Here is a 16,584-nt window from a genome sequence, read left to right as displayed (position 1 = left end):
CTTGGAGGTAAGCACGGTGTAGAGTTCTCCTTCAGAGAGTGCCACTTCGTCTAACGATAGGCGGTGAGAACAGTTTTCGGGATAAATAATCCAATCTTCTGCATGAGATTTCTGCTTCCAGTCTTTAAACCCGCTGAGTGATTTTTTGTACTGCCTCCGGAATTTTTTGCCCTTAACGCCATACATTTCACCAATGGTTTCTAAGGGAAGGGCTTTAGTATCGGCAGATTTTTTTTAAGAACTCTGCAAAATCCTGTGTCATGCGAGTGCCTTTAGCGATGAGTTTCCAGTCGCGGTGAACAATGTTCCCGGACTTAACATCCGTCCATCTTCTGCGTTGGATATGGAGTTTTACGGCTTTTCCCCGAAGCGGAAAATCGTCCACTGTAATGGGCTGATAAAATCCTTTTGATTGAAGCTGAAGGGATAAGAACTCTTGGGGGATAGTATTTTTTTCTTCAAAATACAGGTGAAGCAAACCTTCTTTTTCTTCAAATTTCACAATATCAAAATAATCCACTAAGTATGGTGGAAGCAAAAACTTTAGTAATTCTTGATCGTTTAGCATTATACAAAGATAAAACTACTTAACATTCCTCCCCAACTTTTGAGACTGATCCGGTATGGCTTAATTTATGCAGGTATCATGATACAACATTAAATCATAATATCATGTATAAAAAAATTCTCGCAGGTTTGGGCGGAGCAATCGCGCTGAACCTTCTGCACGAAACCATCAGGAAAAACTTCGACAATGTTCCCGAAATCAATAAAGTAGGAGAGGAAGCTTTAAATAAAACTTTGGCTAAAGCTGATACCGAAATTACAGATCATGATAAGCTGTATGCCGCAACCTTAGCCGGAGATATTATTGGCAACGGAATGTATTATGCAACTACTGCCACTACAGGTTTTAATATCGCTTCCGGATTGGCGATGGGAATCGGAGCCATTACACTGCCACAAAAGATGGGTCTGGATGAAAATCCTGTTGCTGAAAGTACCCAAAAGAAAGTAATGACGGTGGCTTATTATCTTTTCGGAGCTATTGTTACCAAATTTATTTATGATAAAATCAAATAATCTACTATAAAAATTTTAAGGCGGTTTCAAAGTTAAGGCAATGCTGAATTATACTTTTGAAACCGCTTATTTTTTTACATTTTTTTCAGGGAAGAAGCTTTATGAACGGCTGATTTTCCTGTTTTTTCGCTCATGACTTCGTATTGTGGTTCATCCTCTGTCGCTATTCTTTGCTTATCCATAAATACAAAGTCTTTTTTATGAATTTTTGTAATCTTTCCGTGAGTTTCTCCGTTGCTGGAATTCCATCTCACCATGTCTCCTTTTTTTAATGTGCTCATTTTTGTTTGGATTTGGTTGTGATGTACAATTCACTTATTATGCCATATTTTAAAGTTTATAAGAGGAAGATTTGGCTGCGCTTATTTAAATCAGATAAGTCATATAAGTTTTGTGAGTTATTTAAAAATAAGGATCACATAATAGAAAATCAAAGATTTTCAAAAACTAATGTGTTCTTCTATGCTGTATGCCGATCAATAAGTTCTCATGTGACTTATGTGTTAAATTTAAATATTTCAAATTTTCAAAATAATAAAAGTCAGAGCTTTAAAAATTAATATGTTCTTCTATGCTTCATGCCGATCAAATGAAAGTTCATGTGACTTATGTGTTTAAATTGAAATTTAACTCCGAAAATAAAACTTTGGATTGTAGATTTATAATTAACCTGAGTTCGGGATAAGTCTTGTTAAACGCAAGGTTAAACAAGGAGATTTAACTATTAAGAATTCGGCTTTTAAGATATACAAAGGCGTAAAATTGATCAAAGTAATACCATTTTTGTCTTTTTTAAATAAACGAAGTGCCTTTGTTTAGCTTACAAACTTTCAATAAGTAAAAAAAATCTCTTGTTTTTCTTTGCGATAAATCAATTAATTAAATTTATTTCTTATCCTGAAATGAGGTTAAATAGAATAAAACTGGAACTCATCAAAAGTTTTCCTATCACATAAGAGAAAATCAAAGATTTTCAGAAAATAAATGTGTTCTTCAATGCTGTATGTCGATCAAATAAAACTAATGTGACTTATGTGTTAAATTAAAACTTACCTCCGAAAATAAAACTTTGAATTGTAAATTCATCATTAAATAAAAAATCCCGCTTAAAAAAGCAGGATTCCGTATCATTTAATTAAAAAATAAATTATTGTGCTAACTGATTGAAAGGCGTAAGTGCATTATCATCTGCCATTGTCTGCCCGATAAAATCTTTCTTCTGATTTCCTTTCATTCTGTTGGCTGCATCATTTCCGTTAAAGAAAGACTCGCTTAGTTTTGTGGTGATTTCAGAAGGGTTAAACTCAAATTTTGTATCGCCGTCCACTCCAAGATATCCGTTCTTTCTTGTAAGATTAGTGATGTAGTTGTTATAGTTAATCAGAGTACCTCTGATCATATTATTGTGATATTCCATGCACTTCTTCGCTTTTTTGGAAGAATTGTTCAGGATGCAGTTGTTCATATTTCCTCTGTACAGTCTCCATTCAAGCTCTACTTTTCCGTATTCTTTTGCCAGAGCGGTTTTGCCGTTAGAAAGAATATTCGGATTGCTTTCTTTTTCACTGATCTCTTTTAGATGCTTGATCACTAATGGAACGGTATTTTCGATTTTAGTTTTAGTTTCACCTACCGCACTGAAATCTGCTGCCGGAGAACCTTTCTTTTGAGCGGTAGTAATGTTAAAAATAAGTAATAATAGTACAATTAATAAATTATATCTTTTCATGAGAAATTTTTAAAGCACTAAAATAAATATAATTTCCCGGTTTAGACAAATACATTTTAAATTTATTTAATAAAAATTAACAATTTTATAACGTAAGTGGTTCATTATTGTTAAAATGATGTTTTTAAACTTTTTATGAAAGTCATTTTTTAAGATAATTCCCCAAAATTCTTATATATTTTTAATATCTTTAAGGGAACAACACACGATACTAAAATCACATTTTAAGGCTATGAATCATAAGATTATTGCTTTTACTTTATTATGTACCACAAAATTATTCTGTCAGCAGCTTACCTTACAGCAATGTATAGAAAAAGGAAAGCAGAATAATGTTGCTGTAAAACTGGCAGAACAGTCTTTGGAAACAAGGCAGAAAATAGCACAGTCCGGCAAAAACAATATTCTTCCCAAAGTCGATTTTCTTGGCGGATACAACTACATCGGAGAACCCATCAGAGTAAATCTTCAGCAGGTAAAAGACGGAATTGTGGAAGGTTCGGCCAGTCAGAGTGCCTATTCTGCCAATGCAGCTTATCAGCAGATCACAGGAAACCCGCTTCCGCAACAGGTGCAGAATGTCATTTATCAGACTTCAAAAGATATCATCAGCGCGGTTTATCCTAATTACAATCCTGCCATTGCCAAACAGAGTTATTTTCTTGCCGGGATCCTTGTAAGACAGCCGATTTATCTCGGAGGAAAGCTGAATGCTTCCAGAGAACTTTCGAAACAGCAGGTGGAAAGCGGGAAAGCCAATCTGGAGTCTATTCAGAATCTTAATTCTTACAATATTTCGCTCAACTATATTCAGATCATGTACCTCAATTCCATGATCAAAAAGCAGGAGAAAATGGCAGAAGCTCTGGAAAGCAATGAAAAGTATGCACAAAATCTTCTGAAAGCAGAGATTATCCCGCCTTATCTTAAAAACTGGTCAGATATTGCCAAAATTCAGGGCGAAACTACTCTTAAAAATTTACGGCTTGAAAAGGAAAATACGTTACTGACTTTAAAAGATCTGATGGGAATTCCTCTTGATGAATCTTTGGAAATTAATGAAGAATTAAATGAAAATATTGAAGTCACCAGTTTTGGTTCCTCAGATAAAAATACCGATCTGAAATTATTACAGAGTAAGAAAAAAGAAGCACAAACCACGAACGATATTACAAAATCTCTGTCTAAGCCCAATATTTTTGCCATTGGAAATTACCAGTTTTTCAGAAATGATCTTCCTTTAATCACGCCGCCGTGGTTAGTGGGCGTAGAAGTTCAGTGGACACTTTTTGATCCTGAAAGAAGATCCAGAAATCAGGCTTCTGAATCTTTGGTAAAAGAGGCAGATCTGTTAATAGATCAGAAACAGAAATCGGTGGATCTTGCCGTCAGAATTTCTGAAAATAAACTCATCAGTTTCAAAGAGCAGAAAGAAACCTTGGATCTTGCGAGAAAACAGGCATATACCACTACAGAAATGGTGAGAAAAAGAATGGAAAACAGCCTTTCTTCCGTAAAAGATGTAAACGATGCACTGCAGCTTCAGTATGAGGCAGAGAAATTGTATTACACGTCTCTGGTGGCTTATCAGACTGTTGTGGCAACTTATTTTTATATTACAGGAAACGTCGAAAATATTACCAATTACATTCCTTAAACAAGATGAAAAATTTTATAAAAAATTACTGGGCAGTATGTATTCCAATTGTTGTATTAGTCATTGCGCTGATTTATCTTCTTCAGAACAAATCTTCCGAAAGCAGCAGCAAAGATGCGGTTATAGGAATGGTAGACGCTGAATTTGTGGACGTTTCGGCTTCACTTCCGGGTAGAGTTTTGGAGCTTTTGGTAAAGGAAGGCGATGATGTAAAGGAAGGACAGATTATTGCACAGATGAAAACCTCCGAGATCGAAAGCATACAGTCTCAGGTTTCAGAAGCGGTAAAAATTGCACAGAATCAACTGGATAAAGTGAATCGCGGAGTAGAACCGGAAGTATTGAAATCAGCCGAGAATTTACAGCAGATTGCACAACAGCAGATGGATCTGATGTCTAAAACGTACAGCCGTTTTCAGAATTTATATGCAGAAGGAGTAGTTTCCGGACAGGAACGCGACGTTATTTATTTCAAATACAAAGCAGCCCAGAAAGAACTGGAAACCGCCAATCTTAATGTTCAGCTTTTGAAAAGAGGAAATAATGAAGAGCTTAAAAACTCAGCACAATCGGTTTTAAATCAGGCAAAAAGTGCGGATGAACTTACGCAGGAAATAAAAGACAATGCTTCTATAAAAGCACCTGCTTCCGGAATAATTTCTACGGTAATTGCCAAAAAAGGAGAAATGGTAAATGCGGGGTATCCTATGATGACAATTCAGAAAGATCAGTCTTTTTTTGTCAAATTTAATCTTCGCCAGAATCAGATGACGAAAATAAATAAAGGAAGTCTGGTAACCATGAAAATTCCCGGCTGTACCCCAGAAAAAGTTCAGGGAAGAGTGGCAGAACTGGCTCCGGCTTTAGGCTATGCAGACTGGGTTCCGGAAAAGCAGAACGGAGAATTTGAACTCAGAACGTTTCAGATCAAAGTAAGACCGGAAAACGCAGGTTCCATCAAAGGACTTCGTTCAGGAATGACGGCACAGCTTATTTTTCAATAATTTAATCCACAAGAAGAACCTTGAAAACAATCAGCCAGATTATCATTCGGGAGTGGAAACGGATTTTTTCGATTCCGAATTTCTATGTGGTTTTACTGGTCATTCCACCCATAATATTTCTTTTTTACGGATTAATTTACCAGAAGCAGTTTGCAAAAGAACTTCCGATGGCAGTTTGGGATGAAGATCAGTCTTCTGTTTCCAGACAGCTTACGGATATGATGGATCACAGCGATCTTATTCATATTACAGAAAAGGTTTCCAGCAATGCAGAAATAGAAAAATTAATGAAAGAAGGCAAGATTTTCGGAGCTGTACATTTTCCTAAAAATCTGGAGTCGGATGTTAAAAAAAATCATCAGTCAAACATTACTTTGTATACCAACGGAGCGTATCTGGTTCCTGCAAAAATGATTTATAAAGGAGGTGCAGAAGTTATTATAAAAGGCGGTCTTGCCGTAGTTCTCCAGAAAGCGGAAAAGCAGGGAATGCCCGCTGAACAGGCAACAGCTTTGGTTCAGCCGATAAAACTGAATACCACAACGCTCTACAATCCGGATTTTAATTATCAGATGTATTTAACACCCGGACTGATTACGGTCGGGCTTCAAATGGCTTTGGTCGTAGCTTCTGTTTTAATTTTAAATCTTGAATTTAAACGGAATACGGTTGATGAACTGTTAAAAATTTCTTCTTCATCGTCACAGATTATAGTCGGAAAAACGCTTGCTCATCTTTGCATTTCATGGATTCTTTTTGTATTGGTCGCTTACATTGTATTTCCTGTTTTTGAACTGGGAAAACCGCAGACCGATTTCAATTTTTTCCTGATCTATACTTTAATGTCTTTAGCCTGCATCGGCATTGGAATGATGCTTTCCGCAATGTCCAATAATCTGCTTTTTGTAACCGATGTGGCTCTGTTTTTTACTTCTCCGGCTTTTGTTTTCAGCGGTTTTACATTTCCGCGATGGGCGATGCCTTGGTACGATCAGTTTTATGCAGACATTATGCCTTACACACACTTTTTGGATGGTTTTATTAAGCTTTATTTCATGGAGCTTCCTTTATCATATGCCATGCCTGAGATTTTTAAACTGCTGATTTTTACCGGAGTGACCTTTCCTTTAAGCATTGTGTTCTTTCAGAGAAAAATTAATAACTATCTTAAAGAAAAGAGCGTATGAAGGAGATCATTCAGATATTTAAAAGAGAACTTCGGAATGTTTCGAAAGATTCGAGTCTGTTTCTGATTTTGCTTCTCGCTCCGATTCTGTACGCATTCATGTACGGAAGTATTTATTTAAACAAAGGTGAAGAAAAGGTAAAACTGGCGTTAATTGATGATGATGGAACCTCCATTTCCAGAACATTGACGCAGCAGTTTAATTCCACTTCCATGATTGAAATTGTTCCGGCTTCAAATATTGCCGAAGGACAGGAAAAAATGTATCGGGGTGAAGTTCAGGGGTATTTTTATATTCAGTCTGGATTCGAGAGAAATATTTTATCGCAGAAACAGGCAAATGTGAATATGGTTCTCAATGCCTCTCGTTTTTTACCTTCCAGCGATTTACTCAGCACTGCGACCAAAGTATGTTTAACGGTTGGAGCAGGAGTGAGGAAAACGTACTTTAACAAACAGGGAATGGGAGAAGATGAATCCATGAAAATGACCAATCCCATCAATATGGATTACCGTCCGCTTTACAACGCAAGTATGACGTATGGAGGATTTCTGTTGCCCGGTCTATTGGCGATTATTCTTCAGCAGACACTTCTGATTGGCGTTGCGGCCGCTTTTACTTCAGAAAGAGAAGAAAATAAACTGCTGAATCTTTATGAAATTTCAAAACAAAGTATTTCTAAAATGATTTTTGGGAAAAGCATCCTTTACTTTTTTGCTTTTATGATTTTCGGATTGTTTTTCGCTGTAGTGAATTTCTCTGTTTTCGGGGTTGAAATTCGCGGAAACGCCATTGATCTTGCGGTAATTTTTGCGTTATTTATTTCTACAATTATCGTTTTCGGAATGTTGATCGGAAGTTTTTTTAAGACGAAACTGTTTGCATTTCAGGTTCTTGTATTTTCCTCGTATCCGATATTTCTGATTACGGGATATTCAATGCCGTATCAGGCTTTGCCGAAATTTGTTCAGTTTTTGTCTGATGCTTTGCCGACATCGCCGTTTTTAAAGACCTTTATTTCCATTGTACAATCCGGAGGTTCTCTGTCAAACAATCTACCGTCGGTCATTCATCTTATTATTTTGTGGATCATTTTTGAAGGTCTTCTGATTTTGAGAATAAAATATTTAGTCAGTTCATCAATAACAGAAAATAAAAAACAGGAGTAATCTTTTTTGGAGGTCAATGGATTTTTAAAACCAGGCAAATAATCCTGCCAAAATTTCTTTAACAAATTTTAATAAAATTTATTTATTTGATTATCAATTATTTATGCGTTTTAATCTTTTATCACTAAAAAAATAGTTGTTTGGATGGATTTTATTTCTACATTTGTATAACTAATTTCTTAGTGATATAAAATTTTCGTGAATATTTTTATGTCACGTTTAATGATAAAAATGAAAAGGATATGAAAATTCAGACTTTAACAAAAGCAGAAGAACAGGTGATGCAGTATTTATGGAAACTGGAAAAAGGATTTCTGAAAGACGTTCTTGATCTTTTCCCTGAACCGAAGCCTCACACCAATACCGTTTCTACCATTTTAAAAGTGCTGAAAGAAAAAGAATTTGTAGACTATAATGTATACGGAAGACAGCATGAGTATTTTCCGTTGGTTTCTAAGGAGCAGTATTCCGGAAAAACCATTAAAAGTCTGGTAAAAAATTATTTCAAAGGATCTTACAAAAGTGCCGTTTCTTTTCTGGTCGAAAAAAATGAAATGACGGTGGAAGATCTTGAGATGTTATTAAACGAACTTAAAAAGAAAAACTAACCATGGAAACTGTACTTCTCTATTTCGGAAAAGTTATTTTATGTTCCGGTGTAACGTTTCTGTATTATCAGTTGTCTTTAAAAGACAAGACGTTTCATCACTACAACAGATTTTATCTTTTGTCTGCGATGCTCATTTCTTTATTGCTTCCTTTAATAAAGGTCGAAGACTTTACCATTGAAGTAAGCAGTGATTTGTATAAGTTGATAGATCAGGTACAGAATTTTAATACAATTAAAAACTCAAACAATGATTACATTTATTTTAGAATTATTTTTTCGGCTTTGGGACTTGTTTCTTTCTATTTTTTAGGAAGATTCGTCTATGGGATTTTCAGAATCCAAAAGCTTAAAAGTCAGTTTCAGAAAGAAAGTTTCGACGGGATTAATTTTTACCATACAAACTTATCCGAAGCTCCTTTTTCTTACTTTAAAAATCTTTTCTGGAAGAATTCCATCACACTGAATTCTGATCTCGGAAAACAGATTTTGAAGCACGAAATGGTACATATTGAACAGAAACACTCCTTCGATAAAATTTTTATTGAGATTATTACCTCTGTTTTCTGGTTCAATCCTTTTTTTCATCTCATCAAAAAAGAAATTAGTTTAATTCACGAATATCTGGCTGATAAAAAAGCCGTAAAACAATCGGACACCAAAGCATTTGCGCAGATGCTTTTAGCAAGCCACTTTTCCGGAAACCAGTTGCCTGCAACCAGTCCGTTTCTTAGTTCAAATCTAAAAAAACGATTAAAAATGTTACAAAAACCTAAAACCAAATTCGGGTATGCGCGTAGAATTTTTGCATTGCCGGTAGTATTTTCTGTTGCGTTTGCTTATTTGGTAAATGCCAAAAACCAAGAAATTAAAGCAACGAATATAGAAATTGAGAAAGCCGTTTCTCAGATTAAAAAAAGAGATCAAATTGTTATTAAAAAAGATACCATTACTCCAGATTCAAAAAATCGTGTTGTCGTAACACCAAAAGTGTATAAAAAATCGGAAGACGACAAAAAAATAGCAGATTTAAGCAAAAAGATTCAGGAAAAAAGCCAGAATCTGAAGAATTTTAAGCCTGAAAGTGATGAGTACAACAAAAACCTCGAAGAAATCGGAAAACTATCCGGAGAAATCGGAAAAATTGCAAGCTCAAAAGATTTTCTGAAATCGGCAATGGTGATCCGAATGGACGGAAAGGATGTTAATATCAACGATTATTTTAAATCCAAAGAATGGAAAGATCAAATGAAAGAGCTGGAAGAACTTAATATTGAAATTCCTGATATTCCAGAAATGAATTTTGAATTTTCCGATGCTCCTCCAAGTCCGCCCACTGCACCGAAAGCGCCAAACGCTCCAAAAGTAAAAATATACTCTTTCCGTGATTCCAGAGATATGAAATGGTCGCCGGAATCTGAAAACAGCTTCAATTTCTCCACACCAAAAGTAAAAGAATCTGCTGCAATTGCTAAGAAAAGAGCGAAACTTGAAAAGGAAAGAGCAAAGCTTGAAGAAAAAAGAGCCAAATTAGAAGGTGAAAGAGCTAAACTGGAAGCAGAACGAAGAGCATTGGACGGAAACAGAAAAGTGTACATTTATGGCAATACTTTCAGAGGTTTCCCGGATGAAAAAGTGTTCAGAATCCATGCAGACAATATTAAAATTGATAATAAAAATCAATCTGTTGTTGCTTCGGGCATCAAAAATCTGAACGGAGCGGGAGATATGAAGATCTATATTAACGGAAAAGAATCTACCAATGAAGAAATGCAGGCTCTGGATTCTAAAACCATTAAAAGAATGGATGTAAACAAAAGAAACATCGACGGAAAAATGCAGGGCGAAATCCGAATTCAGACTAAATAATCAAGTTTTTTAAACTCTGCTGATTATTTCAAAATAACAGCAGAGTTTTTTTTAAAATACAGTTTATGAAATATAAATTACTCCTCTTTTTATTGGCAGGAATTCTTGCCAATGCACAGATCAACCGTTTTTTCTATGATTACAAATTCATTCCCGATTCCAATAATAAGGAAGACGTGAAAAGCGAAATGATGTACCTTGATATTGATAAAAACGGCTCGAATTATTACAGCAGAACAAAATTTGTTGCCGATTCCACTTCCAGAGCAGAACTGGAGAAGCAGATCAAATCATTTTCCGGAAATATCAGTGTTAACAGAAGAGAAAATCCGGGACAGGTTTCATTCAAAGTAACCAAAAGCTATCCCGATTTCAAAACATATCTTTTCAGAAGTGTTTCTTCGGATCAGTATAAAATCAGAGAAGATCAGAAACCGGAATGGAAAATTTTATCCGACAAGCAGAAAATCGGGGAATACAATACGCAGAAAGCTACCACAAGCTTTGGCGGGAGAGAATGGATTGCATGGTTTTCTACAGATATTCCTTTTCAGGACGGACCTTATAAATTCTACGGTTTACCGGGGCTGATTGTTAAAATTGAAGATACTACAGGTTCCCACATCATGACTTTGGTGGGAAATAAAAAAGTTGCCCAAGCTGCTGCTTCAGAAAAAGAACCGGAACTTCCGCAAAACATCAGGGTTTTCGGAATGGGCGGAAAAGAGCTTGAAGTAACGGAAGATCAGTTCAGAAAAGCGTGGAAAGATTATGTAAATGATCCTACTAAAAACATGAGGGAAATGATGATGAGAAATACTGATAATTCTAAGATGACTTTTAAAGTAAAAACTTCAGACGGAAAAGAAATCTCAGATCCTAATCAGGTTTTCAGAGAAATGGAAAAGAGAACAAAAGAATCTCTGGCAAAAAATAACAATCCTATTGAGCCGGATCTGGTAAAATAATAGGTTAAATATTTCTTAAAACAGGGCAAAAGTAATTTCTGCCCTGTTTTGTTTTTATTATCTTTAGAACTGCAAATCATAAAATATGACGGAAAAGGAAAAATGTGCGAAAGGACTTTTGTATAATGCCAATTACGATCAGGAACTAATTGAAGAAAGAATTAAAGTAAAAGATCTTTGTCAGGAGTACAACCTCCTGAAAAATTCTGATGCTGAAGGAAGAGTGGCACTGCTGAAAAAGATTTTAGGCAAAACAAAACAGAATATCTGCATAGAGCCCAGTTTCTGGTGCGATTACGGATATAATATTGAAGTGGGAGAGAATTTCTATTCGAATCATAATCTGGTGATTCTGGATTGTGCGAAAGTAACTTTCGGAGATCATGTTTTTATCGGTCCCAACTGTAGTTTTTACACGGCAAATCATCCCATAGATTTTAAACAAAGAAACGAAGGTCTTGAATCTGCTCATCCCATTACAGTAGGAGATAACGTATGGTTCGGAGGAAATGTAGTGGTTCTCCCCGGAATCTCTATCGGAAATAACTCTGTGATCGGAGCGGGAAGTGTCGTAACCAAAGACATTCCGGACAATGTGGTTGCATTGGGAAATCCTTGTAAAGTGGTGAAGAATATAATGAATTAAAAATTTAAACTAAATAAAAAATATTAATGAAGGAGATCATTATTGCGTTTGCGTTGATATTGGGAATGTTCTTTAATGCTCAGAATAAACGTTTTGTTTATGAGTACAGATTTGTTTCAGATTCTACAAAAAAAGATGTATCGATCACAGAATCCATATACCTTGATGTTTCTAAAAAAGGTTCGAAATTTTACAGCAGAGACAAATATATTTCAGATTCGTTGATCGAGGCTCAGTCGAAACATCAGAACGGAGATTTTTCTAAAATTAATTTCGGAATGGTTCCTTATGTTGTTCAAAAATCTTATCCCGACTATAAAATTTTGTTCTTCAATCGTTTGGATATGGATGAGTACAAAGTTTCTGATGACAGGAAAATGGAATGGAACATTTTACCGGAAAAAGAAAAAGTGGGTGAATTTAATGCACAAAAAGCAACCACGGATTTCGCCGGAAGAAAATGGACGGCTTGGTTTGTTGCCGATATTCCGATTCAGGACGGACCGTATAAATTTCATGGATTACCGGGATTAATTGTAAAGCTGGAAGATCAAACGAACTCTCATTCTTATGTTTTAAAGGAAATTATAAATTTAAAAGATCGGGAATGGAAAAGTCAGGAAGAAAATCACAGATTCGGAGCATTGGTTCCTTTAAATCAGGAAAAATATAAAAAACAGTTTCTGGATTACCGGATCAATCCGACAAAAGGAATACGGCAGATGCTTTCAAGCGGAACCAAAATTATGATGACCGACGAAAAAGGTAATAAGCTGGATGTGGAAGACATGATTCGTCAGCGTGAGAGAAAAGTGAAAGAAGACAATGCAAAAGACAATAATCTTCTGGAACTGGATTTACTGAAATAATAATTACGGCGCGGAAACGAAGTTTCCGCGCCGTAATTTATTCTGAAATATAAAGATATATTAAGATAATTTCTGAGAATCTGCAACAAACTGAGCCAATCCGCTGTCTGTTAAAGGATGTTTCAGTAAACTCAAGATCGGAGGAAGCGGTGAAGTAATCACATCTGCTCCAATTTTAGCACAGTCGATAATGTGCATCGAATGACGGATAGAAGCTGCTAAAATTTCAGTTTCATACATATAATTATCAAAAATCAATCTGATTTCCTGAATCAGATTTAATCCGTCAGTTGAAATATCATCCAGTCTTCCCAGGAAAGGAGAAATATAAGTTGCACCCGCTTTCGCAGCCAAAAGAGCCTGTCCCGGAGAGAAAATCAGCGTACAGTTCGTTTTGATGCCTTTATCTGAAAAATATTTTAACGCTTTAATTCCGTCTTTGATCATCGGAATTTTCACCACGATATTCGGGTGGATTGCTGCCAATTCGTCCCCTTCTTTAATCATTTCTTCATATGTTGTAGAAAGAACTTCCGCAGAAATATCTCCGTCTACAATTTCGCAGATGGTTTTGTAATGATTTTTAATTGCTTCAGCTCCCTGAATTCCTTCTTTTGCCATTAAAGACGGGTTGGTTGTTACCCCATCCAGAATTCCAAGATCTTTCGCTTCTTTTATTTGCTCTAAATTAGCAGTGTCAATAAAAAATTTCATTTGTTTTACAGATTTATTTTTTACAAAGATAATCATTCCTTTTTGAGTGGAAAATTAATTAAAGATGAGATTCTGCATTCATGAAGAGTTTCTCTTTAAACAAAAGTTAAATAGTAGAGAAATACAATTCCCCTCTTTCGGAGGGATGGCAAAAATTCTTTGAATTTTTGACGGGGTGGTTGAAGATTTACAGTTTTAAAATAATCATTAATTTAGATATAATAAAACATCAATGAAAAACCATTTCACCGCGAAACTTGAAATTATCGGAATTAATCCGTTTATTTTTCTTCCTGAAGAAATTCTTGCCGCCGTATTTGAAAGCTCTGGCAAAAATAAAAGTCCGATTCCCGTAAAAGGAACAGTGAACGGCAAAGAATTTAAGCAGAATTTAATGAAATACAAAGGAGAGTGGCGTCTTTATATCAATATGATGATGCTGAAAGATTCACCGAAAAGAATTGGCGAAACGGTAGATGTTTTTATTGAATATGATGACTCCGAGAGAAAAATTTCTATGCATCCTGACTTGGAGAAAGCCATCAGCGAAAATCTTGTTGCTTTAAAAAACTTTGAAAAATTAACCCTTTCAAGAAAATCAGAGCTGATAAAATACATCAATCATCTGAAAACTGAAAAAAGCATCCAGAGAAATATTCAGAAAATCATTCAGCATCTGAAAGGAGAAACAGAGTTTTTCGGCAGGAAAATTTAATAAAAAGAAAAAAGATCCGAAGACAATTTCTTCGGATCTTTCACAACTATGAATTTAAAGCTTTGCTTAACTTTACAGCATCCTGATTGGTAGGATCGTACTGTAAGGATTTAGCAATATGCTCCTTTGCTTTATCAGGATTACTCTGCTGTTCAGAGAACGCTACATAAAAATAAGCGTATGCCAGATTTTTCTTATTCTGTTCCACCTCTTCAGGCTTTACCGTTGCAATATACTTTTCATAAGCCAGTTTTGCATTGGCATCGTCTTTCGCAGACTGATAGGCATAAGCCTGACTATAATAAGATGGCGCCCAATCCGGTACTAAAGCCGAAATCTTTTTCCATGTATCAATTGCGTTTGTCCAGTCTGAAGCATCCTGATACGCTCCGGCTAATTTTGCCAAAGCTTCGGTATCTTTCGGGTTGGCTTCGATCTGTTTTTTTAGACCGTCAATCGTTGGATTTCCTGTCGACTGAGCGGTTGTTGTGGTTGTTTTTGTAGCAGTTGTACTGTCTGTCTGTGTTGTCTGTGCATTTACAAAACTTGCGGTTCCTATAAACATCAAACCTAAAAACAGGTTTTGAATATTACTTTTAATCATTTTCATAATCTTACATTTTTCAAGTTGATAACTAAAGTTCAATTATAATTCCATAAACGTCTAAATTTTAGAACCTTTAAACTTTTTTGGAAAATATTAACGGGATTCTATGTTTTTTTATCATTATTTTTGATTCGCTGCAGATTCGGTTATCTTTGTAACACAACGATTATAAGACAAATTATCCGTTATGAATATCATTTTGGCATCAACTTCCACACTCTTTGGTGGAACATATCTGGAATATCTGAGAGAAGAATTAATCAAATTATATGATGGAATCGAAGAAATCATTTTCGTGCCTTTCGCAAGACCGGGCGGAATTTCTCATGACGATTATACAGCAAAAGCAAGTTCTTTTTTTGAAACCATAAATATTAAAGTGAAAGGTCTTCATGAATTTGAGGATAAAATACAAGCCATAAACAGTGCGAAAGCATTTTTTACAGGAGGCGGAAATACTTTTTTACTGGTGAAAACCTTACATGAAGAAGGTTTGATGAATGTTTTGAAAGAAAATGTTGAAAGCGGAAAACCTTATCTGGGATGCAGCGCAGGAAGCAATATCGGAGGGCAGAATATGAAAACAACGAATGATATGCCGATTGTATATCCTCCAAGTTTTGATTGTATGGGGCTGGTTCCGTTCAATATTAATCCGCATTATCTCGATCCGAATCCGGAACTTAAACATAATGGTGAAACGAGAGAAACCAGAATTAAAGAATTTTTAACACAGAATGACTTAAAAGTTGTCGGACTTCGTGAAGGAAACTGGATCAGAAGAATGGGCGATAAAATTACTGTTGAAGGAACTGAACTCACAAGAATTTTTGAGAAAGATAAAGAACCTTACGAGATCGAAGCGGGTTACCAATTATAATGGAATTATCAAGAGAAGAAATAGATCGGTTTATTGAAAATAATTTGCTCAATTTTTCAATTAACGGTTCAGGATGGCGTAATCTGATCAGGAATATGCTTGAAGAGTTTTGTCTTGCTGGTTGGGATTTAAACGAGAAAGTGGAAGGAAAAGAAAAATTTGGTGGGCTGTGTTGCTATTCCTTCTCTGAAGATGAAAAGCTAAATATAGAAATTCAGAAAATAATAAGAAAATATGGAGCGTTATCAGTTCAAACCTGCGAAGAATGTGGAAAGAAAGGTAAATTAAGATTTGTAAAAGGCTGGGACACCACGTTATGTATCGATCATTATATAAAGGAAATATCTGTTATCAATATTGAAGGTGATAATATTTTGATTAATGATTCATTCCTTTTTAAAATGAACCAGATCAAAAAAGTAGAAATGCTCAATTCTTTTAGAGAGATGAGGGTTTATTTAACTGGGAATGAAAAATATGTAATGCTTGATGCAAGAACTCCTAATTATTATCTATTGTTAAAATCTCTCCCTCTCGCTGTTTTATCTGTAGAGATTCAGAATTCTGTTAGATTGATGTTTGAAAATTTGAATAATTGTGAAATTTGCGGACACCTATCCTTATGGAAAGACCGATGTTTAAGGTGTAATGAAGAACCGTGGCAGAACTCTTTTCTGGAAGATTATGAAAATAAGACAGAATATATTAAGCAATGCCAGATGTTGCTTTTTATAGATCAAGATGGTTATGAGGAAGTTTTCACATTCTGTGATAAATCTTTTGAAAAGACTGAAAATCATAGAATCCTTTTTAATATTGATGAATTTGAAGAGTTTAAAAAATACTGGTAAGGCTAAAAGTACCGTAATTTAAATTATAT

The 16,584-nt window shown here is 35.3% G+C and carries 18 protein-coding genes and 1 pseudogene; 13 read left to right on the top strand and 6 right to left on the bottom strand.

What is annotated here, in order from left to right; translation table 11 throughout:
- Window positions 1-186, bottom strand: a pseudogene (locus tag B0E34_RS21135) (ISAon1 family transposase); the annotation flags it as partial.
- A gap of 28 nt (window positions 187-214) precedes the next feature.
- Complete coding sequence (locus B0E34_RS14560) at window positions 215-568, bottom strand: ISAon1 family transposase N-terminal region protein (protein WP_087710550.1); 354 nt, start codon at window positions 566-568, stop codon at window positions 215-217.
- A gap of 104 nt (window positions 569-672) precedes the next feature.
- Between B0E34_RS14560 and B0E34_RS14555 the strand changes: the two genes are divergently transcribed.
- Entirely contained in the window at window positions 673-1,083 is a 411-nt protein-coding gene (locus B0E34_RS14555; protein WP_087710548.1) for a hypothetical protein, read from the top strand.
- A 74-nt stretch (window positions 1,084-1,157) separates the two neighbouring features.
- On the opposite strand, the gene B0E34_RS14550 is transcribed toward B0E34_RS14555, so the two are convergent.
- A complete protein-coding gene (locus B0E34_RS14550) occupies window positions 1,158-1,364 on the bottom strand; it encodes a hypervirulence associated TUDOR domain-containing protein (protein ID WP_087710546.1) in 207 nt (68 codons plus the stop codon).
- Window positions 1,365-2,230: 866 nt separating this feature from the next.
- Window positions 2,231-2,812 (bottom strand): hypothetical protein, encoded by a 582-nt coding sequence (locus tag B0E34_RS14545; RefSeq protein ID WP_087710544.1) that lies wholly within the window; start codon window positions 2,810-2,812, stop codon window positions 2,231-2,233.
- Window positions 2,813-3,044: 232 nt separating this feature from the next.
- On the opposite strand from B0E34_RS14545, the gene B0E34_RS14540 reads away from it, so the two are divergent.
- From B0E34_RS14540 to B0E34_RS14500, 9 genes are all read left to right on the top strand, one after another.
- On the top strand, window positions 3,045-4,469 hold the full coding sequence (locus B0E34_RS14540) for a TolC family protein (RefSeq protein WP_087710542.1): 1,425 nt from the start codon (window positions 3,045-3,047) through the stop codon (window positions 4,467-4,469).
- 5 nt (window positions 4,470-4,474) lie between these two features.
- The gene (locus tag B0E34_RS14535; RefSeq protein WP_087710540.1) at window positions 4,475-5,473 is read left to right on the top strand and encodes an HlyD family secretion protein; all 999 of its coding nucleotides are present in this window, start codon (window positions 4,475-4,477) and stop codon (window positions 5,471-5,473) included.
- A gap of 20 nt (window positions 5,474-5,493) precedes the next feature.
- Complete coding sequence (locus B0E34_RS14530; RefSeq protein ID WP_087710538.1) at window positions 5,494-6,660, top strand: ABC transporter permease; 1,167 nt, start codon at window positions 5,494-5,496, stop codon at window positions 6,658-6,660.
- Window positions 6,657-7,829: an ABC transporter permease gene (locus tag B0E34_RS14525; RefSeq protein ID WP_087710536.1), complete on the top strand. Its 1,173-nt coding sequence runs from the start codon at window positions 6,657-6,659 to the stop codon at window positions 7,827-7,829. The genes B0E34_RS14530 and B0E34_RS14525 overlap by 4 nt, the downstream gene beginning before the upstream one ends.
- A gap of 242 nt (window positions 7,830-8,071) precedes the next feature.
- Complete coding sequence (locus tag B0E34_RS14520; protein WP_076389915.1) at window positions 8,072-8,437, top strand: BlaI/MecI/CopY family transcriptional regulator; 366 nt, start codon at window positions 8,072-8,074, stop codon at window positions 8,435-8,437.
- 2 nt (window positions 8,438-8,439) lie between these two features.
- On the top strand, window positions 8,440-10,305 hold the full coding sequence (locus tag B0E34_RS14515; protein WP_087710534.1) for a M56 family metallopeptidase: 1,866 nt from the start codon (window positions 8,440-8,442) through the stop codon (window positions 10,303-10,305).
- Window positions 10,306-10,370: 65 nt separating this feature from the next.
- The gene (locus B0E34_RS14510; RefSeq protein ID WP_087710532.1) at window positions 10,371-11,273 is read left to right on the top strand and encodes a GLPGLI family protein; all 903 of its coding nucleotides are present in this window, start codon (window positions 10,371-10,373) and stop codon (window positions 11,271-11,273) included.
- A gap of 85 nt (window positions 11,274-11,358) precedes the next feature.
- A complete protein-coding gene (locus B0E34_RS14505; RefSeq protein ID WP_087710530.1) occupies window positions 11,359-11,919 on the top strand; it encodes a sugar O-acetyltransferase in 561 nt (186 codons plus the stop codon).
- Between the two features lie 26 nt (window positions 11,920-11,945).
- Window positions 11,946-12,788, top strand: coding sequence for a GLPGLI family protein (locus B0E34_RS14500; RefSeq protein ID WP_087710528.1), 843 nt, complete (start codon window positions 11,946-11,948; stop codon window positions 12,786-12,788).
- A gap of 60 nt (window positions 12,789-12,848) precedes the next feature.
- On the opposite strand, the gene fsa is transcribed toward B0E34_RS14500, so the two are convergent.
- Window positions 12,849-13,502 carry a fructose-6-phosphate aldolase gene (fsa, locus tag B0E34_RS14495; RefSeq protein ID WP_087710594.1) on the bottom strand — a complete coding sequence of 218 codons (654 nt, stop codon included), beginning with the start codon at window positions 13,500-13,502 and terminating at the stop codon, window positions 12,849-12,851.
- Window positions 13,503-13,734: 232 nt separating this feature from the next.
- Between fsa and B0E34_RS14490 the strand changes: the two genes are divergently transcribed.
- Window positions 13,735-14,217, top strand: coding sequence for a YdeI/OmpD-associated family protein (locus tag B0E34_RS14490; RefSeq protein WP_087710526.1), 483 nt, complete (start codon window positions 13,735-13,737; stop codon window positions 14,215-14,217).
- A gap of 46 nt (window positions 14,218-14,263) precedes the next feature.
- Here B0E34_RS14490 and B0E34_RS14485 read toward each other — a convergent pair whose 3' ends face one another.
- A complete protein-coding gene (locus tag B0E34_RS14485; protein ID WP_087710525.1) occupies window positions 14,264-14,827 on the bottom strand; it encodes a hypothetical protein in 564 nt (187 codons plus the stop codon).
- Window positions 14,828-15,011: 184 nt separating this feature from the next.
- On the opposite strand from B0E34_RS14485, the gene pepE reads away from it, so the two are divergent.
- Together pepE and B0E34_RS14475 are read left to right on the top strand one after the other, a co-directional pair.
- Complete coding sequence (pepE, locus tag B0E34_RS14480; RefSeq protein ID WP_087710523.1) at window positions 15,012-15,704, top strand: dipeptidase PepE; 693 nt, start codon at window positions 15,012-15,014, stop codon at window positions 15,702-15,704.
- Window positions 15,704-16,555 (top strand): hypothetical protein, encoded by an 852-nt coding sequence (locus B0E34_RS14475; protein WP_087710521.1) that lies wholly within the window; start codon window positions 15,704-15,706, stop codon window positions 16,553-16,555. Before pepE ends, B0E34_RS14475 begins: the two co-directional genes overlap by 1 nt.
- Window positions 16,556-16,584: the final 29 nt, after the last annotated feature.

Source organism: Chryseobacterium mucoviscidosis (genome assembly GCF_002177115.1).
Classification (GTDB): Bacteria; Bacteroidota; Bacteroidia; order Flavobacteriales; family Weeksellaceae; genus Chryseobacterium; species Chryseobacterium mucoviscidosis.
This window is presented reverse-complemented; position numbering and strand designations above follow the sequence as displayed.